Source organism: Streptomyces sp. NPDC008001 (assembly GCF_042958085.1).
Lineage (GTDB): Bacteria > Actinomycetota > Actinomycetes > Streptomycetales > Streptomycetaceae > Streptomyces.
The window spans coordinates 11,968-38,463 of the sequence record NZ_JBIBIZ010000001.1; the positions used below are offsets into that span (position 1 = coordinate 11,968).

26 protein-coding genes are annotated in these 26,496 nt (G+C 73.5%); 15 read left to right on the plus strand and 11 right to left on the minus strand.

Features of this window, described 5'->3' with window-relative positions:
* Positions 1-60 precede the first annotated feature (60 nt).
* Positions 61-2,955 (plus strand): aminomethyl-transferring glycine dehydrogenase, encoded by a 2,895-nt coding sequence (gene gcvP, locus ACFZCD_RS00065; protein ID WP_391826168.1) that lies wholly within the window; start codon positions 61-63, stop codon positions 2,953-2,955.
* A 145-nt stretch (positions 2,956-3,100) separates the two neighbouring features.
* Here the strand turns inward: gcvP and ACFZCD_RS00070 are convergent, their stop codons facing one another.
* Together ACFZCD_RS00070 and ACFZCD_RS00075 are read right to left on the minus strand one after the other, a co-directional pair.
* Positions 3,101-3,307, minus strand: coding sequence for a DUF5999 family protein (locus tag ACFZCD_RS00070; RefSeq protein ID WP_391826170.1), 207 nt, complete (start codon positions 3,305-3,307; stop codon positions 3,101-3,103).
* Between the two features lie 356 nt (positions 3,308-3,663).
* The gene (locus ACFZCD_RS00075; protein ID WP_391826172.1) at positions 3,664-4,251 is read right to left on the minus strand and encodes a hypothetical protein; all 588 of its coding nucleotides are present in this window, start codon (positions 4,249-4,251) and stop codon (positions 3,664-3,666) included.
* Positions 4,252-4,743: 492 nt separating this feature from the next.
* On the opposite strand from ACFZCD_RS00075, the gene ACFZCD_RS00080 reads away from it, so the two are divergent.
* Positions 4,744-6,258, plus strand: a complete 1,515-nt coding sequence (locus ACFZCD_RS00080; RefSeq protein WP_391826174.1) for a glutamate--cysteine ligase — start codon at positions 4,744-4,746, stop codon at positions 6,256-6,258.
* A 164-nt stretch (positions 6,259-6,422) separates the two neighbouring features.
* Entirely contained in the window at positions 6,423-7,229 is an 807-nt protein-coding gene (locus tag ACFZCD_RS00085; RefSeq protein ID WP_391827890.1) for a CPBP family intramembrane glutamic endopeptidase, read from the plus strand.
* 72 nt (positions 7,230-7,301) lie between these two features.
* Here ACFZCD_RS00085 and ACFZCD_RS00090 read toward each other — a convergent pair whose 3' ends face one another.
* Positions 7,302-8,117 carry a PhzF family phenazine biosynthesis protein gene (locus ACFZCD_RS00090; protein WP_391826175.1) on the minus strand — a complete coding sequence of 272 codons (816 nt, stop codon included), beginning with the start codon at positions 8,115-8,117 and terminating at the stop codon, positions 7,302-7,304.
* Positions 8,118-8,385: 268 nt separating this feature from the next.
* Between ACFZCD_RS00090 and ACFZCD_RS00095 the strand changes: the two genes are divergently transcribed.
* Positions 8,386-8,913, plus strand: a complete 528-nt coding sequence (locus ACFZCD_RS00095) for a peptidase (RefSeq protein ID WP_391826177.1) — start codon at positions 8,386-8,388, stop codon at positions 8,911-8,913.
* Positions 8,914-9,010: 97 nt separating this feature from the next.
* Entirely contained in the window at positions 9,011-10,030 is a 1,020-nt protein-coding gene (locus ACFZCD_RS00100) for a DMT family transporter (protein WP_391826179.1), read from the plus strand.
* On the opposite strand, the gene ACFZCD_RS00105 is transcribed toward ACFZCD_RS00100, so the two are convergent.
* Complete coding sequence (locus ACFZCD_RS00105) at positions 10,017-10,688, minus strand: pyridoxamine 5'-phosphate oxidase family protein (RefSeq protein ID WP_391826181.1); 672 nt, start codon at positions 10,686-10,688, stop codon at positions 10,017-10,019. The genes ACFZCD_RS00100 and ACFZCD_RS00105 overlap by 14 nt on opposite strands.
* Before the next feature lie 35 nt (positions 10,689-10,723).
* Between ACFZCD_RS00105 and ACFZCD_RS00110 the strand changes: the two genes are divergently transcribed.
* Entirely contained in the window at positions 10,724-12,055 is a 1,332-nt protein-coding gene (locus tag ACFZCD_RS00110) for an aminotransferase class I/II-fold pyridoxal phosphate-dependent enzyme (protein ID WP_391826183.1), read from the plus strand.
* On the opposite strand, the gene ACFZCD_RS00115 is transcribed toward ACFZCD_RS00110, so the two are convergent.
* Entirely contained in the window at positions 12,046-13,116 is a 1,071-nt protein-coding gene (locus tag ACFZCD_RS00115; RefSeq protein ID WP_391826185.1) for a DMT family transporter, read from the minus strand. The genes ACFZCD_RS00110 and ACFZCD_RS00115 overlap by 10 nt on opposite strands.
* Before the next feature lie 74 nt (positions 13,117-13,190).
* Here ACFZCD_RS00115 and ACFZCD_RS00120 point away from each other — a divergent pair, with 74 nt between their 5' ends.
* On the plus strand, positions 13,191-14,096 hold the full coding sequence (locus ACFZCD_RS00120) for a LysR family transcriptional regulator (RefSeq protein WP_391826187.1): 906 nt from the start codon (positions 13,191-13,193) through the stop codon (positions 14,094-14,096).
* 109 nt (positions 14,097-14,205) lie between these two features.
* Here the strand turns inward: ACFZCD_RS00120 and ACFZCD_RS00125 are convergent, their stop codons facing one another.
* Complete coding sequence (locus ACFZCD_RS00125; RefSeq protein ID WP_391826189.1) at positions 14,206-14,691, minus strand: pyridoxamine 5'-phosphate oxidase family protein; 486 nt, start codon at positions 14,689-14,691, stop codon at positions 14,206-14,208.
* A gap of 140 nt (positions 14,692-14,831) precedes the next feature.
* Between ACFZCD_RS00125 and ACFZCD_RS00130 the strand changes: the two genes are divergently transcribed.
* Complete coding sequence (locus tag ACFZCD_RS00130; protein WP_391826191.1) at positions 14,832-15,476, plus strand: cysteine hydrolase; 645 nt, start codon at positions 14,832-14,834, stop codon at positions 15,474-15,476.
* 9 nt (positions 15,477-15,485) lie between these two features.
* Here the strand turns inward: ACFZCD_RS00130 and ACFZCD_RS00135 are convergent, their stop codons facing one another.
* A complete protein-coding gene (locus tag ACFZCD_RS00135) occupies positions 15,486-16,019 on the minus strand; it encodes a Rieske (2Fe-2S) protein (protein ID WP_391826193.1) in 534 nt (177 codons plus the stop codon).
* A gap of 255 nt (positions 16,020-16,274) precedes the next feature.
* Here ACFZCD_RS00135 and ACFZCD_RS00140 point away from each other — a divergent pair, with 255 nt between their 5' ends.
* From ACFZCD_RS00140 to ACFZCD_RS00160, 5 genes are all read left to right on the plus strand, one after another.
* Positions 16,275-17,099 (plus strand): HipA family kinase, encoded by an 825-nt coding sequence (locus tag ACFZCD_RS00140; RefSeq protein ID WP_391826195.1) that lies wholly within the window; start codon positions 16,275-16,277, stop codon positions 17,097-17,099.
* Positions 17,096-17,491, plus strand: coding sequence for a DUF3037 domain-containing protein (locus tag ACFZCD_RS00145; RefSeq protein ID WP_391826196.1), 396 nt, complete (start codon positions 17,096-17,098; stop codon positions 17,489-17,491). Before ACFZCD_RS00140 ends, ACFZCD_RS00145 begins: the two co-directional genes overlap by 4 nt.
* Before the next feature lie 177 nt (positions 17,492-17,668).
* Positions 17,669-18,430, plus strand: a complete 762-nt coding sequence (gene fabG / locus ACFZCD_RS00150; RefSeq protein ID WP_391826198.1) for a 3-oxoacyl-ACP reductase FabG — start codon at positions 17,669-17,671, stop codon at positions 18,428-18,430.
* A gap of 14 nt (positions 18,431-18,444) precedes the next feature.
* Positions 18,445-19,239 (plus strand): SDR family oxidoreductase, encoded by a 795-nt coding sequence (locus ACFZCD_RS00155; protein ID WP_391826200.1) that lies wholly within the window; start codon positions 18,445-18,447, stop codon positions 19,237-19,239.
* 136 nt (positions 19,240-19,375) lie between these two features.
* Positions 19,376-20,074, plus strand: coding sequence for a uracil-DNA glycosylase (locus ACFZCD_RS00160; RefSeq protein ID WP_391826202.1), 699 nt, complete (start codon positions 19,376-19,378; stop codon positions 20,072-20,074).
* 118 nt (positions 20,075-20,192) lie between these two features.
* Here ACFZCD_RS00160 and ACFZCD_RS00165 read toward each other — a convergent pair whose 3' ends face one another.
* The 3 genes from ACFZCD_RS00165 to ACFZCD_RS00175 all read right to left on the minus strand — a co-directional run bounded on the left by ACFZCD_RS00165 (position 20,193) and on the right by ACFZCD_RS00175 (position 22,277).
* Positions 20,193-20,894: a hypothetical protein gene (locus tag ACFZCD_RS00165; protein ID WP_391826204.1), complete on the minus strand. Its 702-nt coding sequence runs from the start codon at positions 20,892-20,894 to the stop codon at positions 20,193-20,195.
* 113 nt (positions 20,895-21,007) lie between these two features.
* The gene (locus tag ACFZCD_RS00170; protein WP_391826206.1) at positions 21,008-21,517 is read right to left on the minus strand and encodes a DinB family protein; all 510 of its coding nucleotides are present in this window, start codon (positions 21,515-21,517) and stop codon (positions 21,008-21,010) included.
* 55 nt (positions 21,518-21,572) lie between these two features.
* Entirely contained in the window at positions 21,573-22,277 is a 705-nt protein-coding gene (locus ACFZCD_RS00175; protein ID WP_391826208.1) for a TetR/AcrR family transcriptional regulator, read from the minus strand.
* A 107-nt stretch (positions 22,278-22,384) separates the two neighbouring features.
* On the opposite strand from ACFZCD_RS00175, the gene ACFZCD_RS00180 reads away from it, so the two are divergent.
* Together ACFZCD_RS00180 and ACFZCD_RS00185 are read left to right on the plus strand one after the other, a co-directional pair.
* Positions 22,385-23,596, plus strand: a complete 1,212-nt coding sequence (locus ACFZCD_RS00180; protein ID WP_391826210.1) for an FAD-dependent monooxygenase — start codon at positions 22,385-22,387, stop codon at positions 23,594-23,596.
* Positions 23,593-24,498, plus strand: coding sequence for a Gfo/Idh/MocA family protein (locus ACFZCD_RS00185; RefSeq protein WP_391826212.1), 906 nt, complete (start codon positions 23,593-23,595; stop codon positions 24,496-24,498). The genes ACFZCD_RS00180 and ACFZCD_RS00185 overlap by 4 nt, the downstream gene beginning before the upstream one ends.
* Here the strand turns inward: ACFZCD_RS00185 and lnt are convergent.
* The gene (gene lnt, locus ACFZCD_RS00190; protein WP_391826214.1) at positions 24,470-26,038 is read right to left on the minus strand and encodes an apolipoprotein N-acyltransferase; all 1,569 of its coding nucleotides are present in this window, start codon (positions 26,036-26,038) and stop codon (positions 24,470-24,472) included. The genes ACFZCD_RS00185 and lnt overlap by 29 nt on opposite strands.
* Between the last annotated feature and the right edge of the window lie 458 nt (positions 26,039-26,496).

The following is a 26,496-nucleotide window of genomic DNA, read 5'->3' on the forward strand; positions in this document are numbered from 1 at the left end:
GTCCGGGTACCCGCGCCGTGGTACCCCTCGCAGGTCGCAACGACCAGGAGGCCTCCGCAGATGACCGCTCACCGCATCTCCCTTTCCGACCTGGAGCGGGACACCCCGTTCGAGCGCCGCCACATAGGGCCCGACGCCGAGGCGCAGGCCAAGATGCTCGCCCAGGTCGGCTTCGGCTCGCTCGACGAACTCACCGCCGCCGCCGTGCCGGAAGTGATCAAGAGCGTGGGAGCCCTGGCCCTGCCCGAGGCCCGCAGCGAGGCCGAGGTGCTCGCCGAGCTGCGGACGCTCGCCGACCGCAACCAGGTCCTCGCCCCGATGATCGGCCTCGGCTACCACGGCACGTTCACCCCGCCCGTGATCCTGCGCAACGTCATGGAGAACCCCGCCTGGTACACGGCCTACACGCCCTACCAGCCCGAGATCTCCCAGGGCCGCCTCGAGGCCCTCCTCAACTTCCAGACGGTCGTGGCCGACCTCACCGGGCTGCCCACCTCCGGCGCCTCCCTCCTCGACGAGGGCACCGCAGCCGCCGAGGCCATGTCCCTGTCCCGCCGCGTCGGCAAGGTCAAGAACGGCGTCTTCCTCATCGACGCCGACACCCTCCCGCAGACCGTCGCGGTCATCGAGACCCGCGCCGAGCCGACCGGCGTCGAGGTCGTCGTCGCCGACCTCACCGCCGGCATCCCCGACGAGATCGCCGAGCGCGGCGTCTTCGGCGTCCTCCTGCAGTACCCCGGCGCCTCCGGTGCCGTACGCGACCTGCGCCCGGTCATCGGGCGCGCCCACGAGCTCGGCGCGATCGTCACCGTCGCCGCCGACCTGCTCGCCCTGACCCTGCTCACCCCGCCCGGCGAGCTCGGCGCGGACATCGCGGTCGGCACCACCCAGCGCTTCGGCGTTCCCATGGGCTTCGGCGGCCCGCACGCCGGATTCATGGCCGTGCGCGAGCAGTTCGCCCGCAGCCTCCCCGGCCGCCTCGTCGGCGTCTCCGTCGACGCCGACGGCAACAAGGCCTACCGCCTGGCCCTGCAGACCCGCGAGCAGCACATCCGCCGCGAGAAGGCCACCAGCAACATCTGCACCGCCCAGGTGCTCCTCGCCGTCATGGCCGGCATGTACGCCGTCTACCACGGCCCCGAGGGCCTGGCCGCGATCGCCCGCCGCACCCACCGCTACGCCGCGATCCTCGCCGCGGGCCTGGTGAAGGGCGGCGTCGAGCTCGTCCACGGCACCTACTTCGACACCCTGACCGCGCGCGTCCCCGGCCGGGCCGCCGAGGTCGTCGAGGCCGCCCGCGAGCGCGGCGTCAACCTGCGCCTGACCGACGCCGACCACGTCGGCATCGCCTGCGACGAGACCACCACCCGCGCCCACCTGGCCTCGGTCTGGGCGGCGTTCGGGGTGCAGGGAACCGCCGAGGACGTCGCGGCGCTCGACGCCGTGGCCGGCGAGGCGCTCCCCGAGGCCCTGCTGCGCACCGGTGACTACCTCACGCACCCGGTCTTCCACGAGCACCGCTCCGAGACGGCCATGCTGCGCTACCTGCGCCGCCTCGCCGACCGGGACTACGCCCTGGACCGCGGCATGATCCCGCTCGGCTCCTGCACCATGAAGCTCAACGCCACGACCGAGATGGAGCCGGTCACCTGGCCCGAGTTCGGCGCGCTGCACCCCTTCGCCCCCGTCGAGCAGGCCGAGGGCTACGTCACGCTGATCACCGAGCTGGAGGAGCGGCTCGCCGAGGTCACCGGCTACGACAAGGTCTCCATCCAGCCGAACGCAGGCTCCCAGGGCGAGCTCGCCGGTCTGCTGGCCGTGCGCGCCTACCACCGCGCCAACGGCGACGAGCAGCGCACCGTCTGCCTGATCCCGTCCTCCGCGCACGGCACCAACGCCGCGAGCGCCGTGATGGCCGGCATGAAGGTCGTCGTCGTCAAGACCGCGGACGACGGCGAGGTCGACATCCAGGACCTGCGCGCCAAGATCGAGCAGTACCGCGACGAGCTGGCCGTCCTGATGATCACCTACCCGTCGACGCACGGCGTCTTCGAGGAGCACGTCGCCGACATCTGCGCCGCCGTGCACGAGGCCGGCGGCCAGGTCTACGTGGACGGCGCCAACCTCAACGCCCTGGTGGGCCTGGCCCGGCCGGGCGAGTTCGGCGGCGACGTCTCGCACCTCAACCTGCACAAGACCTTCTGCATCCCGCACGGCGGCGGCGGTCCCGGCGTCGGCCCGGTGGCCGTCCGCGCGCACCTCGCCCCGTACCTCCCCAACCACCCGCTGCAGCCCACCGCCGGCCCGGAGACGGGCGTCGGCCCGATCTCGGCGGCGCCGTGGGGCTCGGCCGGCATCCTGCCGATCTCCTGGGCGTACGTCCGGCTGATGGGCGGCGAGGGCCTCAAGCGCGCCACCCAGGTCGCGGTGCTCGGCGCCAACTACATCGCCAAGCGCCTGGAGCCGCACTACCCCGTGCTCTACACCGGCCCGAACGGCCTGGTGGCGCACGAGTGCATCGTCGACCTGCGGCCGCTGACCAAGGCCACCGGCGTGAGCGTCGACGACGTCGCCAAGCGGCTCATCGACTACGGCTTCCACGCGCCGACGATGTCCTTCCCGGTGGCCGGCACGCTGATGATCGAGCCCACGGAGAGCGAGGACATCGCCGAGCTGGACCGTTTCTGCGAGGCGATGATCGCGATCCGTGCCGAGATCGAGAAGGTCGGCTCGGGGGAGTGGAGCAAGGACGACAACCCCCTGCGCAACGCCCCGCACACCGCCGCGTCCGTGACCGGCGCCTGGGAGCACGCGTACGGCCGTGAGGAGGCGGTCTTCCCCGCCGGGGTCTCCGCCGCCGACAAGTACTGGCCGCCGGTGCGGCGCGTCGACGGTGCGTACGGCGACCGCAATCTGGTGTGCTCCTGCCCGCCGCTGGAGGACTACGACGGCTGACCGGGAGGACGGGCCTCGCTCAAGGGGCCCGGACCAGGTCGGGGCCGGTTCGGCGATCTCGCCGGGCCGGCCCCTTTTGTGCGGGTGAGGTGCGGTGCTGCCTGTGTGCGCGTGCGTGTGCCGTGCTGTGCGTGGTGATGCGAGCTCAGGCGGCCGTCACCACATTCCCCGTGTCCAGTGGCCGGTGAGGTGCGATGACCCGGCCGTCCGGCAGCAGCTCACCGGTGTCCTCGAAGTGCAGGACCCCGTTGCACAGCAGGCTCCAGCCCTGCTCCGGGTGGTGCGCCACGAGGTGCGCGGCTTCCCGGTCGGCGGAGTCGGCTGAGGGGCACGTGGGCTGGTGCTGGCACATGGGAGGGATCTTTCGCTGCGATGTGGTGGCTGTCCTGCGGCTCGATTCGGTATTCATGCCGCCCCCCGTTGGCGAATCGGTTGGTCGATACCAGTGTTGCCCCACGGGCGAGATTCCGCAGGGATTTCCCGGCAGCGCTCCTCACTCGTTGGAGACGCGTCACCCATGCGGGCGGTTGCCCCCAACACGACTGTCCGGACGGATGGTTGTGCGTGGCCGGTATGGGCTAGGCCATGAGGATGAGCACACGTGTACGCCCCGCGGCGGTGGCCGCGGGGCGTACAGGGGAAGGGCCCGTGCAGAAGGGCGGGTGAGGCGTGGCGGGAAGGGTGGGGCCCCCGGGGCCGGTGACGGGGTCAGGCGGGGGTCTTGAGCAGCGGGGCGGGTGCCAGGCGGAGCGTGAGGACCGGCATCAACTCGCTGAACCGGTGCGGACGGTGCGCGGCGATGCCCGGCGGCGCCGGGGCGAGCGGCACCAGCAGGTCGCCGGGGCCGGGCAGTCCCGAGGCGGCGTCGGCGTTGACGTCGCCGTGCAGCCAGAGAGTGAGCATGTAGAGCTCGGGCACGGACAGCAGCCGGGGCTGGTACGGGGTCGCCAGGGCTTCCGCCTGCCGCAGCGCGCGTTCCGTGGAGGCGAGGTAGGGGCCCTCGCAGAAGTGCGCGAACGCCCAGCCGTCCGCCGTCCGCACCGTCTCGCCGGCGGCCACCACCCGCTCGGCGCCGCGGATCAGGAACCGCCAGCCGGTGAGCCGGCTGCGCGGTGCGCCTCCGCGGCCCGTCACCTGTTCCAGTACGTGGACGGGCAGCGGGAGTTCGGGGGTGAGCGGTCCTTGCGCGGCCTTCAGTGACGGGGTGCGGGCCTCGCGGACGGCGGAGGGGGATCCGAGGGCGCTCAGGACACTGCGCAGGGCGGGCGCAGGGGCAGGGGGGACATGCAGCGGCATGGTGGGTCGCCTCTCACTTCGGAGACACGTGGTGCGGGGCAGGGTGCGGACAGCGCTGTCGGCGTGCGGGGTCGGAGGGGGGCCGGGACCTCACCGACTGCCGGGGCCGTGCGCCTACTCTCCGCCTCGTCCCCGAAGTTTATACGACACGTGTTCACATGGTGTTTCGGCTAGCTGTCGCCGGTATTTCCGGCAAGGGGATATCAGGGCCCCGTCAGGGGGTGATTTCGGTGATTCTGCGCCTCCGCCGGGCGTGCTACCTCGCATTGTTCCCCGGGCAGGGTAGGCCGAATCTCGTCGGTGTTTATCACCAGCGCTATCGGCATTGCCAGGGGCCCCGGCATGCCCAGGGAATGTGCCACCGGATGCGTTGCCGAGAGCGTAGCGGGTATGCGGTGCCGCCGGGGCGTTATCGATCACATTGGCTGGGCATCATCGACCGTGACGCGAGCCGCCGGCGCCGCGGCGACCCACGTGAGAAGGGACCCTGCGATGGGGGATAAGGTCGTGGCCGGGGGCATCGACCTCGCCGACCGGCAGCGCCACCGCGCCAAGCTCCGGCAGTGCCTGGAAGCACTGGCGAGACTGCTGGAAGAGAAGCGCTTCGACCGCCCCAGGAATCTCATGGGCCTGGAGATCGAGCTGAATCTCGCGGGGACCGACGGGATGCCGAGCATGGTGAACGCCGAAGTGCTGGAACGTATCGCCAGCGGTGATTTCCAGACCGAACTCGGCCGTTTCAACCTGGAAGTGAACATTGTCCCGCACCGGCTCTCCGGGAGCGTCCTGGACCAGCTTGCCGAAGAGTTGCGCACCACGCTCTCCTATGCCGATCGCAAAGCCATGGAGGTCGATTCCGGGATCGTGATGATCGGTATTCTGCCGACCCTGGAGGACCATCATCTGGTCTCGGCGAACCTCTCCGCCGACGAGCGCTACGCGATGCTGAACGAGCAGGTCGTGGCCGCCCGGGGCGAGCACTTCGCGATCGACATCGAGGGCGTCGAGCGGCTGACCTGCACCGCCGAGTCCATCGCTCCCGAAGCCGCCTGCACCTCCGTGCAGTTGCATCTGCAGGTGACGCCCAGGCGGTTCGCCGCCGTATGGAATTCCGCGCAGGCCGTTGCGGCCGCGCAGATCGCCGTCGGGGCCAATTCGCCCTTCCTCTTCGGCCGGGAGGTGTGGCGCGAGTCCCGCCCGCCGTTGTTCGTGCAGTCCACCGACACCCGCCCGCCCGAGCTCATGGCCCAGGGCGTACGCCCGCGCACGTGGTTCGGGGAGCGCTGGATCGATTCCGCGTACGAGCTGTTCGAGGAGAACCTGCGTTTCTTCCCGCCGGTGCTGCCCATCTCCGCGGACGAGGACCCGGTGCGCGTCGTGGCGGAGGGCGGCGTGCCGAGGCTGCACGAGCTGACGCTGCACAACGGGACGGTCTACCGCTGGAACCGGCCCGTCTACGGGATAGCCGACGGCGTGCCCCACTTGCGGGTGGAGAACCGGGTGCTGCCCGCGGGCCCCACCGTCACCGACGTCATCGCCAACACCGCCTTCTACTACGGGCTGGTCAGGGCGCTCGCGGAGGAGCCGCGGCCGGTGTGGACCCGGCTGCCGTTCCCCGTCGCCGCGGAGAACTTCGACGCGGCCTGCCGGCACGGCATCGACGCCTGGCTGCGCTGGCCCAAGGCGGTCAAGGGGGGCGGCCGGGCCGCGGCCCTTGAGCGGGTGCCCGCCGTCCGGCTCGTGCAGGAGGAACTGCTGCCGCTCGCCGCGGCCGGGCTCGACGCCTGGGGCGTGGAGCCCTCGGACCGGGACCGCTACCTCGGGGTGATCGAGGGCCGCTGCCGCCGCCGCACCAACGGTGCGTCCTGGCAGGCCGCCACCTACCACCGGGCCCTGGAGAGCGGCCTGGACCGGCACAAGGCGCTGGCCGTCACCACCCGCCGCTACTGCGAGCTGATGCGCACGGGCGCACCGGTGCACACCTGGCCCGCCGGCCCCGGCGACTGACACGCTCCCCCTCACCCGTACCCCCTGCCCCGCGGGCTCCGGCGCGTCGGGCAAGCTGTGACGGCGGCCGCCGCATCGGGCGGCCCGGTACGGCGCCTCCGCTGGTGGGGCGGGCGGAAGGGGAGGCACAGGTGCGGCAGAACGCGCAGGGCGAGGACGGCATCCTGCCGGGCCTCCCGCCCGGTGCCCCGTCCGGACCGCTGCCCGGCGGCACCGCCCTGCGGCGCACGCTGCGCAGCGAGACGCTGCTCGTCCTCGCGCTGTCACTGGGGGCCAGCGCGGTCTCGTCGCTGATCAGCTTCGTCGGCGCGCTCACGCGGCCGGGCGGGCTCAAGCACCAGGCCGCCAACCTCAACGCCTCGCACGCGCCCGGCCGCCCCTGGCTCGACCTGTCCTGGCAGGTCTTCGGCATCGCGACCGCGCTGGTGCCGGTGTTCCTGGTGGCCCACCTGCTGCTGCGCGAGGGAACGCCGGGCCTGCGCGCCATCGGTCTCGACCGGGACCGCCCGGCGTCCGACCTCACGCGCGGGGCGGGCGTGGCGGCGGCCATCGGCGGCACCGGGCTGCTGTTCTACCTCGGCGTCCGGGCGGCGGGCTTCAACCTGACCGTGGTGCCGGAGTCGCTGCCCGACGTGTGGTGGAAGATCCCCGTCCTCGTCGCGTCCGCGGTGCAGAACGCGGTGCTGGAGGAGGTCGTGGTCGTCGGGTACCTGCTGCGCCGGCTGGGACAGCTGGGGTGGACGCCGGCGGCCGCACTCGCGGCGAGCGCGGCCCTGCGCGGCTCGTACCACCTCTACCAGGGCGTCGGCGGGCTCATCGGGAACATGGTGATGGGCGTCGTCTTCGTCCTGCTCTACCGGCGCTGGGGGCGGGTCGGGCCGCTGGTGGCCGCGCACGCGCTGATCGACGTCGTGGCGTTCGTCGGGTACGCGCTGCTGGCGGGCAAGGTGGGCTGGCTGCCGACGGCTTGACGTGATGGCTTTACCCGACGGTCCGGCCCGGCCGTCCGGCCCGGCCGTCCGGTCCGGCTGCCCGGTCCCGGCTCAGGCGAGCAGGTCCCCCTCGATGACGGTGACGGCCGAGCCGGTCAGCAGCGTACGGTCACCGCGCAGCCCGGTCCGTACCAGGCCGGTGCGGGCGGACGCCTGGAGCCCCGTCAGGTCGTCCCGGCCCAGCCGCCCCGACCAGAACGGGGCGAGCGCGGTGTGCGCGCTGCCGGTGACGGGGTCCTCGTCGATGCCGACGTTGGGGAAGAAGCAGCGCGAGACGTAGTCGTAGCCGCGGGCCGGGTCCTCGGCCGGGGCGGTGGCGATGATGCCCCGGCGGGAGTGCCTGCCGAGGGCCCGGACGTCGGGTGCCAGGTCCCGGACGGTCTTCTCGTCGGCCAGCTCGACCAGCAGGTCGCCGATGTGGGGGCCGGTGTCGTGGGCGCTCCGCACCTCGGCGCCCAGGGCCTCGGACACGCCGCCGGGGAGGGCGACCGGGGCGAGCGGCGCGGTCGGGAAGTCCAGGGTGATCGAGCCGTCGTCGTGCGCGGTGGCGGTGAGGACGCCGCAGCGCGCGGCGAAGCGGGCCGTGCCGGTCGCGGCGCCCGTGGTGTGCAGGACGTGCGCCGTGGCGAGGGTGGCGTGGCCGCACATGTCGACCTCGGTCAGGGGCGTGAACCAGCGGAGCGCCCAGTCGGCGTCCTGCGAGGCGCCGGTGAGGGGGCGGGCGAAGGCCGTTTCGGAGAGGTTCACCTCGGCGGCGATCTTCTGGAGCCGGTCGTCGCCGGGGAAGTCCCCGTCGAAGAGGACGACCCCGGCCGGGTTGCCGGCGAAGGGCCGGTCGGTGAAGGCGTCGACGATTCGAATGCGCATGGCCGGACGCTACGACGCCGAAGGACCGGCAGGCCAGGGCCAATACGAGAAAGTGGCCCGGCGGGTCGCCGCCGGGCCCGGGCCCGGGCGCGGCGCGCGGCGGTGGCGGGGTGTTCCCGCGTTTCCGGCGGGAACACCCCCTGAGGACGATGACGTGCCCGTCCTCCTCAAGGAGGAGGAAACCGCCGTGCGTACCCAACCCCCGTGGGATGCGCGAATGCTTCCCTGCGGGGATGACCGGGCGGCCGGTGGCTGATGGGGTGGGAGGGTGCAAAGCCGCATAGGAGACAAGGGGGCGACGGGCGTCGTCCGAGAAGGCCTGTTCAGCGCCGAGCTGGCGGCCGCGGTCACGGGCGCCCGCCGGCGTGCCGTGCGGGACGGTGACCGGCAGGCCGACACCGCCCACCTGCTCCACACCCTGATGGAGGCGGACCCCGCCGTGTGCCGCGCGGTGGACGGGCAGGGCGAGGGCCAGTCGGTACGGCTGCTCGGCTATCTCGTCCAGCGCACCATCGGCTACGGGCTGCGCTGGAGCGGCACCGTCGAGGACTCCGGCTCGCTGCCCGTCCTCCTCGCATGCCGGGCGCCCGGCTGGTCGCCCGCCGCGGCCGCCGCCCTGGAGGGCGCGTTCGCGCGGGCCCGCGCGCGGGGCGCCGACCGGGCGGAAGGGACGGATCTGCTGGCGATGCTCGCCCGGGACCGCCGCTGCCGCGCGGCCGAGGTCATGCGCCGGGCGGGCACGGACACCGGCCTGCTTGCGGCGGACCTCGACCTGATGAGCCGTGACCTGCCATGACGTCATGTGCCGTGGCATCCCCCTGTCCGTTTCCCTGATCATTACGTCATGAGCTTGGAGGGGTGACGGTCATGTCATCGGCTGGCATGATGTGCCGATGCAAGCCTCTCAAGGGAGAAGCGCGGGCCTGGGTTTCGCCCTGGTCTCCGCGCTCGCGTTCGGTGGTTCCGGCGTCGCGGCCAAGCCGCTGATCCAGGTGGGACTCGACCCGCTGCACGTGGTGTGGCTACGGGTGGCCGGCGCGGCCCTGGTCCTGCTGCCGGTCGCCTGGCGGCACCGCGCCCTCGTCACCCGCCGCCCCGCCCTCCTCGCCGGTTTCGGCCTGCTGGCCGTCGCGGGCGTCCAGGCCTGCTACTTCGCGGCGATATCCCGGATCCCGGTCGGCGTCGCGCTGCTCGTCGAATACCTCGGGCCGGCGCTCCTGCTGGGCTGGGTGCGCTTCGTGCAGCGCCGGCCGGTGAGCCGCGCCGCGGCCGTGGGCGTGGTGCTCGCCGTCGCCGGGCTCGCCTGCGTGGTCGAGGTGTGGTCGGGCATGAGCTTCGACGCGGTGGGGCTGCTGCTGGCCCTCGGCGCCGCGTGCTGCCAGGTCGGCTACTTCGTGCTGTCCGACCACGGAAGCGACGGCGAGGAGCCCGCCGACCCCTTCGGCGTCATCGCCTACGGGCTCCTTGTCGGCGCCCTCGTCCTCACCGCCGTCGCCCGGCCCTGGGACATGGACTGGTCCGTGCTCACCGGGAGCGCGGGGATGAACGGTACGGACGTGCCCGCCGTGCTGCTCCTCGGCTGGATCGTGCTGATCGCCACCGTGGCCGCGTACCTCACCGGCGTGCTCGCCGTGCGCTCGCTGTCGCCGCAGGTCGCGGGCGTGGTCGCGTGCCTGGAGGCGGTGATCGCGACGGTGCTGGCCTGGGTGCTGCTGGGCGAGCACCTGTCCTTGCCCCAGCTCCTCGGCGGCGCCCTGGTGCTGGTGGGCGCCTTCATCGCCCAGTCCTCCACGCCGAAGAAGGCCGTGGCGGCTCCGGTGGCCCGGGGTGGCGAAGCGGCGGCGGGGGCCGGGGCGGGCGGGGCCGCGGGCGCGACCCCCGATGCGCGTCGAAGCCCGCTCAGAGAGCGGTGACGTACGCCGGTACGGGCGTGCCCGGCGCGAGGTGCCGATCGGGTATGGGCGTGCCGTACGCGGGGGCCACGGGCACGATGCCGCTCCAGTGGGGGAGGGCGAGGTCCTCGGGCTCGTCGTTCACGCCGCCGGCGCGGATCTTGGCCGACACCTCGGCGAGGTCGAGGCGGAGCACGGCCGTGGCGGCGAGCTCCTTGGCGGAGGCCGGGCGGCAGTCCGCCGAGCGGCCCGGCGTGGCCTGCTCGACCAGGGCGTCGAGGGCCGCGCGCTTCTCGGCCTCCCCGGTCACCTGGCGGGCGGAGCCGTGCACCACGACCGAGCGGTAGTTCAGGGAGTGGTGGAAGGCGGAGCGCGCCAGGACGAGGCCGTCGACGTGGGTGACGGTCACGCAGACGGGCATGCCCGCGTCTCCCGCCCCGCCCGCGGCGCGCAGCGGGCGCGAACCCGTCGAGCCGTGCACGTAGAGCCGGTCGCCGACGCGCCCGTAGAGCGTGGGCAGGACGACCGGCGCCCCGTCGCGCACGAAGCCGAGGTGGCAGACGTATCCCGCGTCGAGGATCGCGTGCACGACCTCGCGGTAGTACGACGCGCGCTCGCGGGCGCGGGTCGGCGTCGTCCGTTCGGTCTGCTCGTACGCGGCGGGCGGCGAAACCGTCATTGCCAACTCCATTGCACTAGTGCATAATCTTCTTTGTGCTAGGAGAGTATCGGATCGAAGGTCGCCGCGCAGCAGAGATTTCCGCGAGCGTGGAGCACGCCGTGGGCGCGGGCAAGCTGGCTCCCGGCGAACTGCTCCCGCCCATGAGGGAGCTGGCGGTCGAGCTGGGGGTCAATCCCAATACGGTCGCGGCCGCCTATCGCACGCTGCGCGAGCGCGGGGTGATCGAGACGGCCGGCCGCCGGGGGAGCCGTGTGCGCCACCGCCCGGCCAGCACGGCCCGCGAGCTGCTCCACGTCGAGGTCCCCGAGGGCGTCCGGGACGTCTCGGCGGGCAATCCCGACCCCGCCCTGCTGCCCCCGCTCGGCGAGGCGCTCGCCGTTGCCGCCGCCCGCGCCGCCGAGGCCCCCGCGCTGTACGGGGCGCCCGCTGTCGACACCGAGCTGGAGCGGCTCGCCAGGGCCGCCTTCACGGCGGACGGTGTCCCGGACGGGCCGCTCGCCGTCACCTCCGGCGCGCTCGACGCCATCGAGCGGGTGCTCGCCGTGCACATGCGGCCGGGTGACGCCGTCGCGGTCGAGGATCCGGGCTGGGGCAGCGTCCTCGACCTCGTCCCGGCCCTCGGGCTGCGGCCCGTTCCCGTGCCCGTCGACGACGACGGCCCGCTGCCGGGTGCGGCGGACCGGGCGCTGCAGCAGGGCGCCCGGGCCCTGATCGTCACCGCTCGCGCGCAGAACCCCACGGGTGCGGTGGTGGGCGCGGCCCGAGCGCAGGAGCTGCGCGCCGTGCTCGCGGGCCATCCGCAGGCACTGCTGATCGAGGACGACCACGGCCACGGCATAGTCGACCTGCCCTTGAACACCCTCACGGGGTGCACCGATCACTGGGTCGTCGTGCGCTCGGTAGCCAAGGCCTACGGGCCCGACCTGCGCCTCGCCGTGCTCGCGGGCGATGCCGTCACGGTGGACCGGGTGCGCGGCCGGCAGCGTCTCGGGCCCGGCTGGGTCAGCCACATCCTGCAGGACGCCGTCGTGCAGCTGTGGCGCAGCGGCGCGGTGGATGCGGTGAAGGTGGCCGCCGCGTACGGGCGGCGCCGCGATCCGCTCGTCCGGGCCCTGCGCGAGCGGGGCATCGAGGCGCACGGCCGCAGCGGCATGAACGTCTGGCTCCCCGTGCCCGACGAGACGGCGGCGGTGGCGCGGCTGCTCCACGCGGGCTGGGCGGTCGCGCCGGGGGCCCGGTTCCGGCTCTCGTCGCCCCCCGGCGTGCGGCTGACCGTCTCGGCCCTGGCGGCGGGCGAAACGGAACGGGTCGCGGACGCCTTGGCGGCCGCGACCCGTCCTACGGCAGCGGGGCGTTACGACTGACGGGCCTTCACCGCGGTGCCGGCCGCGGGAGAGCCGGTCGTGTTCGCCTTCACCGCGGGGGAGATGGTGTCCTTCCGGCCCCGCCCGCTTCCGGTCCGGCTCTGGGTGAGGGCGGCTCCGGCCAGCACGATCAGCGCCCCGACGGGGGTGTTCCAGCTGAGCTGCTCGCCCAGGAAGGCCACGCCGGTGATGGTCGAGACGACCGGGACGAGGTAGGTGATCATGGTCGCCGTCGTGGGCCCGACCTCGGCGACGAGCCCGTACTGGACGAGGAAGGCCAGGCCCGTGCCCAGCGCCCCGAGGGCGAAGATTGCCAGCAGCGGCACGGCGGGGAAGGAGGTGGGCACCGGGGCGACCAGCGGGGCCACGACCGCAAGCTGGACCGTGCCCAGCAGCAGCTGCGCGCCGGACTTCGACAGGTTCGAGTCGCCGGTGTCGGCCAGCGTGCGCCGCACGTAGATCCAGCCGACCGCGTAGCTGGCCGCCGCGACGAGGGCCATGGCGGTACCGGCCGCGTCCTGTCCAGAGAAGCCCTGCCAGACCCCGAGCACGGTCAGCACCCCGGCGAAGCCGATGGCCAGGCCCGCGAACCGGCGCCGCGTCGGCCGGTCCTCGGAGAGGGCCACGAGCGAGAGGACCATGCCCCACAGCGGGGTCGTGGCGTTGCAGATGCCGGCGAGCGTCGAGGGAATGCGCAGCTCGGCGTAGGCGAAGAGGGTGAAGGGCAGGGCGTTGAGGAGGAAGGCGGCGACGGCCAGGTGGCCCCAGGTGCGGGCGGCGCGCGGCAGCCGCTCCCGCTTCACGGCCAGCGTCGCGGCGAGCACCGCCGTGCCGAAGAACATGCGGCCGAAGGAGACGTACAGCGGCGCGAAGCCGTCCGTGCCGAGCTTGATGAACAAGAAGCTGCAGCCCCAAATGAGCGCGAGCGCACCGAAGCGGATCCTCCAGTCGACGGCGGGGCGGCCCCGCTGCGGCTGACGGGGTATGGGGCCGGCGACGGGGGCCGGGTGTTCGGGGAGAGCCGAGGGGGCGTTGGAGCCGGGGATTGCCGTGGTGCGCATGGTCGTCAGAATGACGGCTTCCACACCTTAGGACAAGTAAATTTAAGTAGGGTTTATCGCGTAGAGTTTCTTACATGTTGAACCTGGAGCGCCTGCGTACCCTCAATGCCGTAGCCCGCCACGGTTCCGTCAGTGCAGCGGCGGACGGGCTGCACGTGACGACGTCCGCCGTCTCCCAGCAGCTCGCCAAGCTGGAGCGGGAGACCGGGCAGCAGCTGCTCGCCAAGCAGGGGCGCGGAGTGCGGCTCACGGACGCCGGCCGGCTGCTCGCCGAGCACGCCTCACGCATCCTCTCGCAGGTCGAGCTGGCCCAGGCCGACCTGGAGGCGCAGCGCGGGCAGGCCGTCGGGGAGCTGCTCCTCGGCGCCTTCCCCACGGCCGCCCGCGGCCTCTTCCCGGCCGCCCTCGCCGGGCTGCGCCGGGCCCACCCCCAGCTGCGGGCCCGGCTGGAGGAGATGGAGCCGGAGGAGGCCGTGCCCCGGGTGGTCCGCGGCGACATCGACGTCGCGATCGTCCTCGACTGGTACAACAAGCCGCTGCCCATGCCGGACGGCCTGGCCAAGGCCCCGATCCTCGATGACATCGCCGACGTGGCCATGCCGGTCGGCCACCCGCTGGCCGGCCGCGAGGAGGTCGACCTGGAGGAGTTCGCCGACGACGACTGGGTCTCCTGGCCCCGGGGCGAGTTCTGCCACGACTGGCTGATGCTCACCCTGCGCGGCAAGGGCATCGAGCCCCGCATCTCCCACATGGCCGAGGAGCACCACACCCAGCTCGCCCTCATCGCCGCCGGGCTCGGCGTCGCCGTCGCACCGCGGCTGGGCCGGGGCCCGGTGCCGGAAGGGGTGCGCGTGGTGCCCGTGCGGCACACGGTGCGCCGTCACGTCTACGCGATCTGGCGCGCCGACGCGGACCGGCGCCCTTCCATCCGGGCGGCGGTCGAGGCGCTGCGGGTGGCCGGCGAGAAGGTGGCCGGCTGACCGCGTCCTTCTCGGAGGGGCCCGGCTGACCGCTGCCTCTTCAGAGGGGCCCGGGCTTACGGCTGCCTCCTCAGGGGGCGGGGCGTCCCCTCGCCCCGGCGGCCGGCCCTCAGCTTGCGGAAGTCCCGGGAAGCGGCAACTTGCGGAAATCCCAGGACGCGACCGCCTCGGGCGACAGCCGGAGCCACGCGTGCCGGCCGTCGTGCGGCATCGAGCACGGGCCCCCGAAGTACTTGGCGGCGAAGAGCGCCTCCGGCGCGGCCAGCTCCGGGCAGGGCAGCCCCGTGCGCGGCGCCTCGCCGACGAAGACGGCCGTGCCGGACAGCTCCGCGCCCCGCAGTTCCCCGTACTCCCGCCCGTCGTCCACCAGCACCGCGATCCGGGCGTCGCGCCGCAGCTCCGCCCAGCGGCGGCTGCGCACGAGCGAGTACAGCCACACCGCGGACCCGTCCCAGACGAACCACAGGGCGCTGAGGTGCGGCCGCCCGTCCCGTCCCACCGTGGCCGCACGGCAGGTGCGCTGCCCGGCGAGGAACGCGTCGAGCTCCTCGTCCGTCATCATGATCCGGCGGCCCCGCCGCTGGGTGACGGCCATCGTGCCCCTCCCCGCACCCCCGCAATTCTGACCAGGTGTCAGAAGTGTGGGCCCCTTCCCCCGCCGGCGCAATGCCCGCTACCCTCACGCGGCCCGGCCCTCACCCCCACGCCGGCAGAGCCCGGAAGGGAGGCACCGGCATGGCACCACCCGACCCGCCCGCCGAGGCGGCCGACCCCGCGACGACCGTGCTGCTCACCGTCGAGTGCCAGAACGGCGTCGTGGGACCCGGCAGCGCCCTGCCCGAGCTCGCCGCCGCCGCCCGCACCTCCGGCGCGCTCGTCACCATCGCCCGCCTCGTCGCGGGCGCGCACGACGCGGGCGTCCAGGTCGTGCACGCCATCGCCGAGCGCCGCCCCGACGGCCGCGGCGCCAGCCGCAACGCCCGCCTCTTCCGCGCCGCCGAGCGGCTGCCCGTGCAGCAGCTGACCGGCACCCGGGCGGTGCGCGTCGCCGACCCGATCCCGGTCGGCGACGGCGACCTCGTCGTCCGGCGGCTGCACGGGCTCTCGCCCCTCGCGGGCACCGGCCTGGACGCCCTGCTGCGCAACCTCGGCTGCCGCACCCTCGTCGTCACCGGCGTCTCGGCCAACGTGGCCGTCCCCAACACCGTCTTCGACGCCGTCAACCTCGGCTACACCGCCGTCGTCCCCGCCGACGCCATCGCCGGCGTGCCCGCGGACTACACCGCGGCCATGGTCGGCCACACCCTGGCGCTCGTCGCCACCGTCACCACGGCCGACGCCGTCCTGCGCGGCTGGCGGGGCGCGCCCCGGCGGGGCTGACGCCGGGTCTCACCCCAGGTGCAGGGAACCGTCGTGGACGGAGACCTTCTGCTCGGGCAGCGGCCGCTGCGCCGGGCCGGCCTGCACGCTCCCGTCCGCGATGTTGAATTTGCTGCCGTGACAGGGACAGTTCACCGTCCCCCCGGAGACGTCCTTGACCACGCACCCCTGGTGCGTGCAGACGGCGGAGAAGGCCTTGAACTGGCCCTTCGCCGGCTGGGTCACCACGACCTTCCGGTCCGGGAAGACCTTGCCGCCGCCCTCGGGGATGTCCGAGGTCTTCGCGATCCCCCCGTCCAGGCCCTTCGCCTCGTCGTCCCCGCCGCCCCCGCCGTTCCCCCCGTCCCCTCCGCCGCACGCGGCGAGCACGGTGACGAGACCGGCGGCCCCGGCCGCCGCGACGACACTGCGGCGGGTGGAACCGTACGAGGCCCGGGAGGCGGTGGAGTCAGGGGAGTCGTTAGGGGCGGTTGAGCCGGGGGTGGCGGTGGAGTCGGTGGTGGCAGGGGGAGTGACGGAAGCGGTGCGTGACGTGTGGTTCATGTTCGCTCCTCTGGTCGTGCAGTTTCAGGGAGTCATACGGCGCCGGCGCCACCCGCGTTCAAAGGCCGGTGGAAGTCCGGCAGCGGCGCTGGGCATTGCTCCCCGAAGACACAGATACCCGGTATGTCACGCCTTTGTGTGAGAACGGCCCGTTCCGTCGGGAAAACCCGTCACCTCGTCAGAACCGCGTCGGCGACCCGGCTGTCACGCTCGGTTACTATGCTCACTTCACGCCAGAGGCTGGAGTCGTTGTTCATGCTGCCAGAGGTCACCGCCACCCGATATGTCACGCCCTTGCGTGAGGGCGGCTCGCTCCCCGGCATCGTCGAGGCCGACGATCTCGGGACGTACGTCATGAAGTTCACCGGCGCCGGCCAGGGCCGCAAGACGCTGGTCGCCGAGGTCGTCTGCGGGCAGCTGGCACGCGCGCTCGGGCTGCGGGTGCCGGACCTGGCCCGCATCCAGCTCGACCCGGTCATCGGCCGGGGCGAGCCCGACCAGGAGGTGCAGGGGCTGCTGAAGGCCAGCGGCGGGCTCAACCTCGCCATGGACTTCCTGCCCGGCGCCCTCGGCTTCGACCCGCTCGCCTTCGAGGTCGGCGCGGCCGAGGCCGGCCGCGTCATCTGGTTCGACGCGCTGGTCAACAACGTCGACCGGTCCTGGCGCAACCCGAACCTGCTCGTGTGGCACGGCGAGCTGTGGCTCATCGACCACGGCGCCACCATGATCTGGCACCACAACTGGCCGGGCGCGGCCGCGGCCGCCGCCAAGCCCTACGACGCCTCGGACCACGTCCTCGCGACCTTCGGCCCCGACCTCGCCGCCGCCGCGGCCGAGCTCGCGCCGCGCGTCACCGAGGAACTGCTGACCGAGGTCGCGGCCGACGTGCCCGACGAGTGGCTCGCGGACGAGCCGGGCTTCGACGGCCCCGACGCGGTGCGCCGGCGCTACGTCGAGGTGCTGCTGGAGCGGGCACGGAGCATCGGCGACCGGATCACGGTCGGCGAACGCAGCAAGGACAAGCCCTCGCAGGCGCCGGAGTGGGTGCGTGTCAGGCTCGACGGAAGGGCCGGGAAGTGACCGGGCGCCACAACGGACGCGAAGTCTTCGAGTACGCACTGCTGCGGGTCGTCCCCCGCGTCGAACGCGGTGAGCAGATCAACGCAGGTGTCGTCGTCTACTGCCAGGCGACGGGCTACGTGGCCGCCCGCGTCCATCTGGACGAGGCCCGGCTGCTGGCCCTCGACCCGGCGGCCGACGTCGAGGGCGTACGGGCCGCGCTCTGTGCCGTCGAAGGCGTGTGCCTCGGCGGGGAGCGGGCCGGCCAGGCCGCCGGGGACGACCCGGGGCGCCGCTTCCGCTGGCTGATCGCTCCCCGCAGTACGGTCGTCCAGCCGGGCCCTGTGCACGCCGGCCTGACGGCCGATCCGGAGGGCGAGCCGGAACGGCTGCTGGACCTGCTGGTCCGGTGACCCGCCCGGCCCGGCGACCGGGCTCGCGGCGCGGTGCCGCACGGGGCGCGCGGGAAGACGTTGACAGCGGGTGGCGGGGCTTCTAGCGTCTGATCCGTCGAAGCTACTAAGCGGTTGCTCACCTGTCCGGCCGGGCGCCGGGCGGGCGGGCGGCCTTCGAGGTGAGGAGACCCCCGTATGCCCAAGCCCGAGCAGCGCGTGGCCGTCGTCACGGGCGCGGCCCGCGGCATCGGTGCCGCGACCGCCGTACGCCTGGCTCAGGAAGGCCGCGCGGTCGCCGTCCTCGACCTCGACGAGGCGGCCTGTGCGGGCACCGTCGAGAAGATCACGGCGGCGGGCGGCACGGCCCTCGCCGTAGGCTGCGACGTCTCCGACGCCGCGCAGGTGGACGCGGCCGTCACCCGGATCGCCGCCGGGCTGGGCGCGCCGCTCATCCTCGTCAACAACGCGGGCGTGACCCGTGACAACCTGCTGTTCAAGATGAGTGAGAGCGACTGGGACACCGTCATGAACGTGCACCTGCGGGGCGCGTTCCTGATGTCGCGCGCCTGCCAGAAGCACATGGTGGACGCGGGCTTCGGCCGCATAGTCAACCTCTCCAGCAGCTCCGCCCTCGGCAACCGCGGCCAGGCCAACTACGCCGCCGCCAAGGCCGGCATGCAGGGCTTCACGAAGTCCCTCGCCAAGGAGCTCGGCAAGTTCGGCATCACCGCCAACTCCATCGCCCCCGGTTTCATCGCCACCGACATGACGGCCGCCACCGCGGAGCGCATCGGCATGGGCTTCGAGGACTTCAAGGCCGCCGCGGCGAGCCAGATCCCGGTGCAGCGCGTGGGCGAGCCCGAGGACATCGCCAACGCCGTCGCCTTCTTCACCGGCGAGCAGGCGGGCTTCGTCTCGGGGCAGGTGCTGTACGTGGCCGGCGGACCGCTCAACTGACAGGAAGCACGGAGATGACCGCAGCACAGCAACAGCAGGAGCAGCAGGAGCGGCGGGACGGTCAGGAGGACACCGGCAAGGTCGCCCTCGTCACCGGCGCCAGCCGCGGCATCGGCTACGGCATCGCGCAGGCGCTCGTCGCCCGCGGCGACCGTGTCGTGATCACCGGCCGCAACGAGGACGCCCTCAAGGACGCCGTCGAGTCGCTCGGCGCGGGCCGGGCGATCGGCATCGCGGGCAAGGCCCACGACGAGGCCCACCAGGCCGCCGCCGTGGAGCACGCCATGGAGGAGTTCGGCCGCATCGACTACCTGGTCAACAACGCCGGGACCAACCCCGTCTTCGGGCCCATGGCCGAGCTCGACCTCGGCGTCGCGCGCAAGGTCTTCGAGACCAATGTGATCTCCGCCCTCGGCTTCGCCCAGCAGACGTGGCGGGCCTGGCAGAAGGAGAACGGCGGGGCGGTCGTCAACATCGCGTCCGTCGCCGGCATCTCCGCCTCCCCGTTCGTCGGGGCGTACGGCATGAGCAAGGCCGCCATGGTCAACCTCACGCTGCAGCTCGCGCACGAGTTCGCCCCGGGGGTGCGCGTCAACTCCATCGCGCCGGCCGTCGTCAAGACCAGGTTCGCCGCCGCCCTCTACGAGGGGCGCGAGGAGGAGGTCGTGGCCTCGTACCCGCTCGGCCGTCTCGGGGTGCCCGAGGACATCGGGGGCGCGGCCGCCTTCCTGCTCTCGGACGCCGCCGCGTGGATCACCGGGCAGACGCTCGTCGTGGACGGCGGGATCTTCCTCAACGCGGGGTTCTGAGGCCGCCGGACGGGGACAGGGGCGGGGGCACGGGGAGCCGGCCGGGGAGCGGGGAACGGGACCGGGAATCGGCCGTTGTCAGTGGTCGCCGGTAAGTTCTCGTGCGAGAACGGATCGAACCCCGGAGGTTGTTGACGTGACCGTCACCGACGCGCTGCCCCAGTCCTGGCACGGTGTCCTCGCCGAGGAGCTGGACAAGCCCTACTTCAAGGAGCTCACCGACTTCGTGGAGGAGGAGCGCACGAAGGCGCCGGTGTACCCCCCGCGCGGGGAGGTCTTCGCAGCCCTGGAGGCCACCCCGTACGAGCAGGTGAAGGTCCTCATCCTCGGCCAGGACCCCTACCACGGTGCGGGCCAGGGCCACGGCCTGTGCTTCTCGGTCCGGCCCGGCGTGAAGACCCCGCCCTCCCTGCGGAACATCTACAAGGAGATGCGCGAGGAGCTCGGCTACGACGTCCCGGACAACGGCTACCTCCAGCCGTGGGCCGAGCAGGGCGTCCTGCTGCTCAACGCCGTGCTGACGGTCCGCGGCGGGGAGCCCAACTCCCACAAGGGCAAGGGCTGGGAGAAGTTCACCGACGCGGTCATCCGCGCCGTGGCCTCCCGGCCCGACCCGGCCGTCTTCGTGCTCTGGGGCAACTACGCCCAGAAGAAGCTGCCGCTGATCGACGAGTCCCGGCACGTCGTCGTCAAGGGCGCCCACCCCTCGCCGCTGTCGGCGAAGAAGTTCTTCGGCAGCCGCCCGTTCACCCAGATCAACGAGGCGGTCGCGGCCCAGGGCCACGAGCCGATCGACTGGCGGATCCCGGACCTGGCGTCCGCACCGGCCCTCTGACCGGTCCGGAACCGCGCGGTGCGGCAGTGCCGGGTACGGAAGGCCCTGCCGCATCGTGAACCGCGCACCGCGCACCGCGCACCGTGCACGGTGCGCACCGTACGCCCTGCGCCGCCCGTCAGTGTCCGTACACCGAGTCGCAGATCTTCGACGCGTCGCTGCCCTGCTGCCAGCGGCCGTGCTCCCGGCCGAGCGCGCAGACGTTGTTGCGGCGCATGGCGGGCGGCTGGGCGGGCGGTGGTGCCTGGGCGGGCGGCGGCGCTTCCCGGCGGGACTCGGCCGCGGACGGGGGACCGGCGGGGCGCTCCTCCGACGGCGGAGCGGCCGGCGCCTCGCTCCGTGAGGAGGACGGGCCGCTGTCCGGCCCGGTGGAGCGGTCCGGCGCCCAGGAGCCGGGGCGGCTCGTGCGGCGGGCCGGGCGGGAGTGCTGCGGCGAGGCCCAGGCGGCGGAGGAGCCCGAGGAGTCCGCGTGCTCCGAGGAGGGGCCCGGCGGCCCGGAGGCGGCGTACGGGTCCGCCGGGTCCCCGTGGGCCCGGGAGGCGGAGCGGCCGGTGGCGGCATCGTGCTCGGCCCGGCCGCCGGCCGAGGCGGTTCCCGGCCCCTGCGCGGGATCCGACGGGCCGCCCGCACCGCCCGCGCCGTCCGGAGCGATGGTGATCAGGTTCTCCCGGGCGGGACCGGGCGCGGCCTCGCCGGGCCGGGCGTGGCCCGGCGGGCGGGGCGGGGAGTGGGAGGACGGGCGCTGGGAGACCGAGACGCAACCGGCGGCGGTCGCCATCGCCACCGCCGCCAGGACCGTCACTGCAGGCAGTCGATGCACCCGCTCAACTCTGCTGGGCCGCCGACTGCGTTGGGAATTACCCGCACGGGTGATAGGCGATCAAGCGTGCGGCCTCGGGGTGACTGCGGGACGGCCGTGGAGCGGCCGCGGGGTCACGTCCCCGTCGCCCCGTCGATCCGTTCCCGGATGAGGTCGGCGTGGCCGTTGTGGCGCGCGTACTCCTCGATCATGTGGAGGTAGATCCAGCGGAGGTCGTACTCCTTGTTGCGGTGCGGGGCGAAGCCGCGGTCGTCCAGCGACCGCCCGCGCGCCGCCTCCCGGGCCGCGGCGATCTCGGCCTGCCAGGTGGCGTACGCCTCCTCCCAGCTGTCCTCCGCGGTGACGTGGATGTCGCCGTCCTCGTCCTCGTCGCTGTAGTAGATCGGCCCGGCGTCCTCGCGGGCCAGGCACCGGCGGAACCAGGAGCGCTCGACATCGGCCATGTGCCGGACGAGGCCCATGAGGGAGAGCGGCGACGGGGGCGCGGAGGCTTCGCGCAGCTGCGCCTCGTCCAGGCCGGCGCACTTCCGGGCCAGCGTGGCGCGGTGGAAGTCGAGCCAGCTCTCCAGGCTGGTGCGCTCGTCGGAGATCGTGGGCGGCTTGGTGCGCTCAGTGGTCGTCATGGCGGTCATCCTCCCGTCCCGCAGGTGTCGCTGCCAGGGGTTTTCCTCCCGTCCCTCAGGCGTCGCCCCCAGGGGTTCTCCCTCTCCCCGCAGGCTCTCCGAGCATGCCGCGCAACAGCTCGCCCGCGCTGTCCCGCAACTCCTCCCGGCCGGGCACCCGGTCGTGGTACGGCCCCGCGGTGCAGGTGAACAGCACGCCGTCGGACCACGCGCCGAGCGACAGCGCGTGCCGCTGCGGCTCGGCGGACCCGGCCGCGGTCAGCAGCTCCGCCATCAGATCGCGGAACCCCCGGCCCGCCGCGTCGTAGATCGCCCGCAGTTCCGGGCGCCGCGCGGCCTCCAGGGCCAGCTCGAAGCGCGCGAGGACGTGGTCCCGCCGCCGGGTCAGGAGCCGGTGCAGCACGGTCGCGACCGAGTCCGCCAGCGCGTCGGGCCCCTTCTCCGGGCCGGGGAACTCGGCCGGGGTGAGGATCTCCGCGTCGCGCCGGGCGAGCTGCCGGACCGTCAGCTCCAGGAGCGCCAGGCGGGTCCGGGCGTGGTTGGAGGTCGAGCCGGGCGGCAGCCCCGCCGCCTCGTCCACCGCCCGGTGCGTCAGCCCGCGCGTACCGCGCTCGGCGAGCAGGGCCAGGGCCGTGTCGGCGATGAGCGCGGCGCGGGGCGAAACGGCCGGTGCCCCGGCGGGCGCCCCGGCGGGGCGTTCGGCGGAGGCGGAGGTGGCGGGGACGGCTGATGCGGGCGCGGAGGGCTGGTCGGCGGGCATGGGTCTCAACCTACCGCCCCCTCTCACTACAGAAGTAGTGCGAGCCCACTACGGCCGTAGTAGCCTCAGCATCACTACATCCGTAGTGACCCTCGGGAGGGAACGTCATGCAGTCACCCCGTGCCGTCGTCATCGGCGGCGGAATCGGCGGCCTCACCGCCGCGGCCGCTCTGCACCACCAGGGCTGGGCCGTCACCGTCCTCGAACGGACCGCAGCCCTCGAACCCGTGGGCGCCGGCATCGCCCTCGCCGCCAACGCCCTGCGCGCCCTCGACACCTTCGGCGCCGGTGACGCCGCCCGCGCCCTGTCCGGCTGGCAGGCCGACGGCGGCCTGCGCCTGCCCGGCGGCCGCTGGCTCTCCCGTACGAGCAACGAGGCCGCCGCCCGGCGCTTCGGCGAACCGGTCGTCGTCACTCACCGCGCCGACCTGGTCGCCCTCCTCGCCTCCCGCCTCCCCGAGGACGCCGTACGGACCGGCAGCCCCGCCGCCCTCGCCGACCCCGGCGGCCCCGCCCGCCCCGCCCGCGTGACCACCCCCGCCGGAGACCTCGAAGCCGACCTCGTCGTGGCGGCCGACGGCATCCACTCGGCCACCCGGGCCCTCCTCTTCCCCGGCCACCCGGCCCCCCACTACGCGGGATTCACCGTCTGGCGCGTCGTCGTGCCCCGCCCCTCCGAGCCCTTCCCCGCCCACGAGACCTGGGGGCGCGGCACGACCTGGGGCACCGTCCCGCTGCACGACGGCCGCGTCTACGCCTACGCCCAGGCCGTCACCCCCGCCGGGGGCCGGTCGCCCGACGGCGAACTCGAGGAACTGCGCCGCCGCTTCGGCAGCTGGCACCACCCCGTCCCCGCGATCCTCGCCGCCGCCGACCCCTCCGCGGTCCTGCGCAACGACGTCCACCACATCACCACCGCGCTGCCCGCCTACCACCGCGGACGGGTCGCCCTGCTCGGCGACGCCGCCCACCCCATGGCGCCCAACCTCGGCCAGGGCGGCTGCCAGGCCGTCGAGGACGGCGCCGTCCTCGGCCTCCTCCTCGCCGGAGGAGCCGACGACCTCCCCCGGGCCCTGCCCGCCTACACCGCTCAGCGCCTGCCGCGCACCATGGAGGTCGTCCGCCGCTCCGCCCGCATCGCCCGGCTGGTCTCCCTCTCCGCCCCGCCCGCCGTGGCCCTGCGCACCGCCGCCTTCACCGTCGTCAACCGGCTCGGCCCGCGCGTCGTCCTCCGCGGCCACGACGGCATAGCGGACTGGCACCCTCCGGTACACCCGTATGCTTCCCGAACGAAGGCACGCACCAGGGAGGCGCTGTGAAGGTCGGCTGCATCGGGCTCGGGGACATCGCACAGAAGGCGTACCTTCCGGTACTCACCGCACAGCCGGGGCTCGAACTCCACCTGCACACCCGTACCGCCGCCACCGTCCGGCGCGTCGCGGAGACCCACCGCATCCCCGAAGCGCAGTGCCACACCGAGCTCGGCTCCCTGCTCGCGGCCGGCCTCGACGCGGCCTTCGTCCACGCCGCGACGGCGGCCCACCCCGAGCTCGTCACCCGCCTCCTCGAAGCGGGCGTCCCCGTCTACGTCGACAAGCCCCTGGCCTACGACCTCGCCACCAGCGAGCGCCTCGTCCGGCTCGCCCGGGAGCGCGGGGTCAGCCTGGCGGTCGGCTTCAACCGCCGCTACGCACCCTCCTACGCCCAGTGCCTCGACCACCCGCGCGACCTGATCCTGATGCAGAAGAACCGCACCGGACTCCCCGAGGACCCGCGCACCCTGGTGCTCGACGACTTCATCCACGTCGTCGACACCCTCCGCTTCCTCGCACCCAGGCCCGTCGACCACGTGGACGTCCGCGCCCGGGTCCGCGGCGGCCTCATGCACCACGTCGTGCTCCAGCTCTCCGGCGACGGCTTCACGGCCATCGGCACCATGAACCGGCGGAGCGGCTCCGGCGAGGAGGTCCTGGAGGTCTCCGGGCAGGACACCAAGCGGCAGGTGCTCAACCTCTCCGATGTCGTCGACCACAAGGGCCAGCCCAGCACCCGGCGCCGTGGCGACTGGGTGCCCGTCTCCCGCCAGCGCGGCATCGAGCAGGCCGTCCTCGCCTTCCTCGACGCCGTACGGGCCGGGAAGGTCCTCGACGCCGAGGACGCGCTGCGCACCCACGAGCTGTGCGAACGCATCGTCAGGGACGCTCTGGAGCAGGCTTCCTGACGCGGCGCCGGATCACACGGGCGCCCTCGAAGGCGCCCGTGCAGACGACGACCGCAAAGGCCACCAGGACGATCCAGTCCCCGTAGCGCGCGTAGGGACTGGTGCCGCCGGCCAGCGGTACGTCGCGGACGGCGACCGTGCTGCGGTCCGGGCCGAGCGGCGCGCCGACGGCCCGGCCCCGGGGATCCGCCACCGTGCTCACTCCGGTCAGCGTCGCGTGCACCACCGGCCGCCACGTCTCGGCCGCCCGCAGTGCGGCCAGGGAGGCGTGCTGCCACGGGGCCCAGCTGTTCTGGAACGTCGAGGTGGAGGACTGCGCGACGATCAGCTGGGCGCCGTCGCGCGCCAGTTGCCGGCTCATGTCGGGGAACGCCGACTCGAAGCACACCAGCGGACCGATCCGCAGGCCTCCCGGCACCCCGGGGCCGGGAGGAAGGTGCATCACCACCTGCCGGTCGCCGCGCTTGCGGTCCTCGCCGGCCGCCTTGCCCACCGACGTGGCCCAGCCCAGCACCGAGCGCGCGGGCACGTACTCCCCGAACGGCACCAGCCGCATCTTGTCGTAGCGGTCGCCGGTCGGCCCGCCGGGACCGACGAGCACCGAACTCTTGAAGATGCCGGGCCGGTCCGAGCGGCGCGCGTCCACATTGACCAACAGGTCCGCGCCCACGGCCCGGGACAGCGCCGTGAGCCGGTCCCGCAGCTCCGGGTGCCCGGCGAGATCGCCGCCCACGCTGCTCTCGCCCCACACGACGAGGTCCACCCGCTGCCCGGCCAGTTGCCGGGTGAGCTCCTCCTGGCGGTCGAACCGGCGCTGGACGCTGCCCGCCCCCTCGACGATTCCCGGCTGCACGACCGCGATCCGGACGGTGCCCGCCTCCCGCGGCGAGGGCGCCCACCACCACACCCCGGCGACGACCGCCGCGCAGCCCGCCAGGCCGATTAGTCCGGTGATACGCGCGCGAGGGGCCCAAATGGCCGTGGAAACAGCGGTGTTGACGGCCACGAGGAGGAAACTAACCAGCCAGATACCGCCTACAGAAGCGATCTTCAGAGCCGGTGCCACCTGCCACTGGCTCGCCCCGAACAGACCCCACGGTCCGCCCAAATACTCCCAGGAACGGGCAAGTTCGACCATCAACCAGCCGGAAGGGACGACGAGGAGGGCCACGGCCGCCCGCCCCGGCCCGGGCGTGCCCCCCAGCAGCCGCTTGACCAGCACGCCCCACGGCGCCCACAACAGCCCCAGCAGCGCTGCCAGCACCAGGATGAAGACGTGCAGACTCGGCAGCAGCCAGTGGTGCACGGCGAGCAGGAACCCGCCACCGCCGAGCCAGCCGTCGAGCGCCGCCCGCCGCGCGGTGGGAGCCGAGCGGATCAGGGAGAGCCAGGGGACGAGCGCCGCATACGCAAGCCACCACAGGGAAGGGGTGGGAAACGCGAGGGCGGGCAGCGCGCCCGCCACCACTGCCGCGGCCGCGCGCGGCCAGGGCCGGACCGGCAGCCGGAGGTGCGTCCCGCCCTGCGGTTGCGTCGTCATGCCGTGCCTCCCTGGGCCCGGACGGTCACCGGAGCCGTAGGTCGTCGATCACCCGTCTGCCCGGCGCATGCGCGGGATCCGGCCAACCCTTAGGTTTTCGAACAGCTGAGGATCATGGGGAAAAAACTCCAGCATCGGGATGCAATATTCCATCGCTGACACTCATCGGAAAAGCCCCTTTGCCTTGTTCCGTTCAGAAACGATCCGAAGTGGGCCTTGCGTCCTGCGCTGGAAAGGTGTGACCGGGTATGCGCCGCGGGTTACCCCCGGTCCACCATGGGCAGGTACCGCGCAAAAGCGGACAGGAACGCTGCGAGCCGAACTGGGGAGGCGCCGTGACGGGCGTGCGGAACCGCATATCAGTACAGCCCCTGGAAGACCTGCCCTTCTACTGCCCGATAGCGCCGGCCGTGCACCCCTGCGTCCGGGAGATCGACCGCGCCGCGGTCGACTGGATG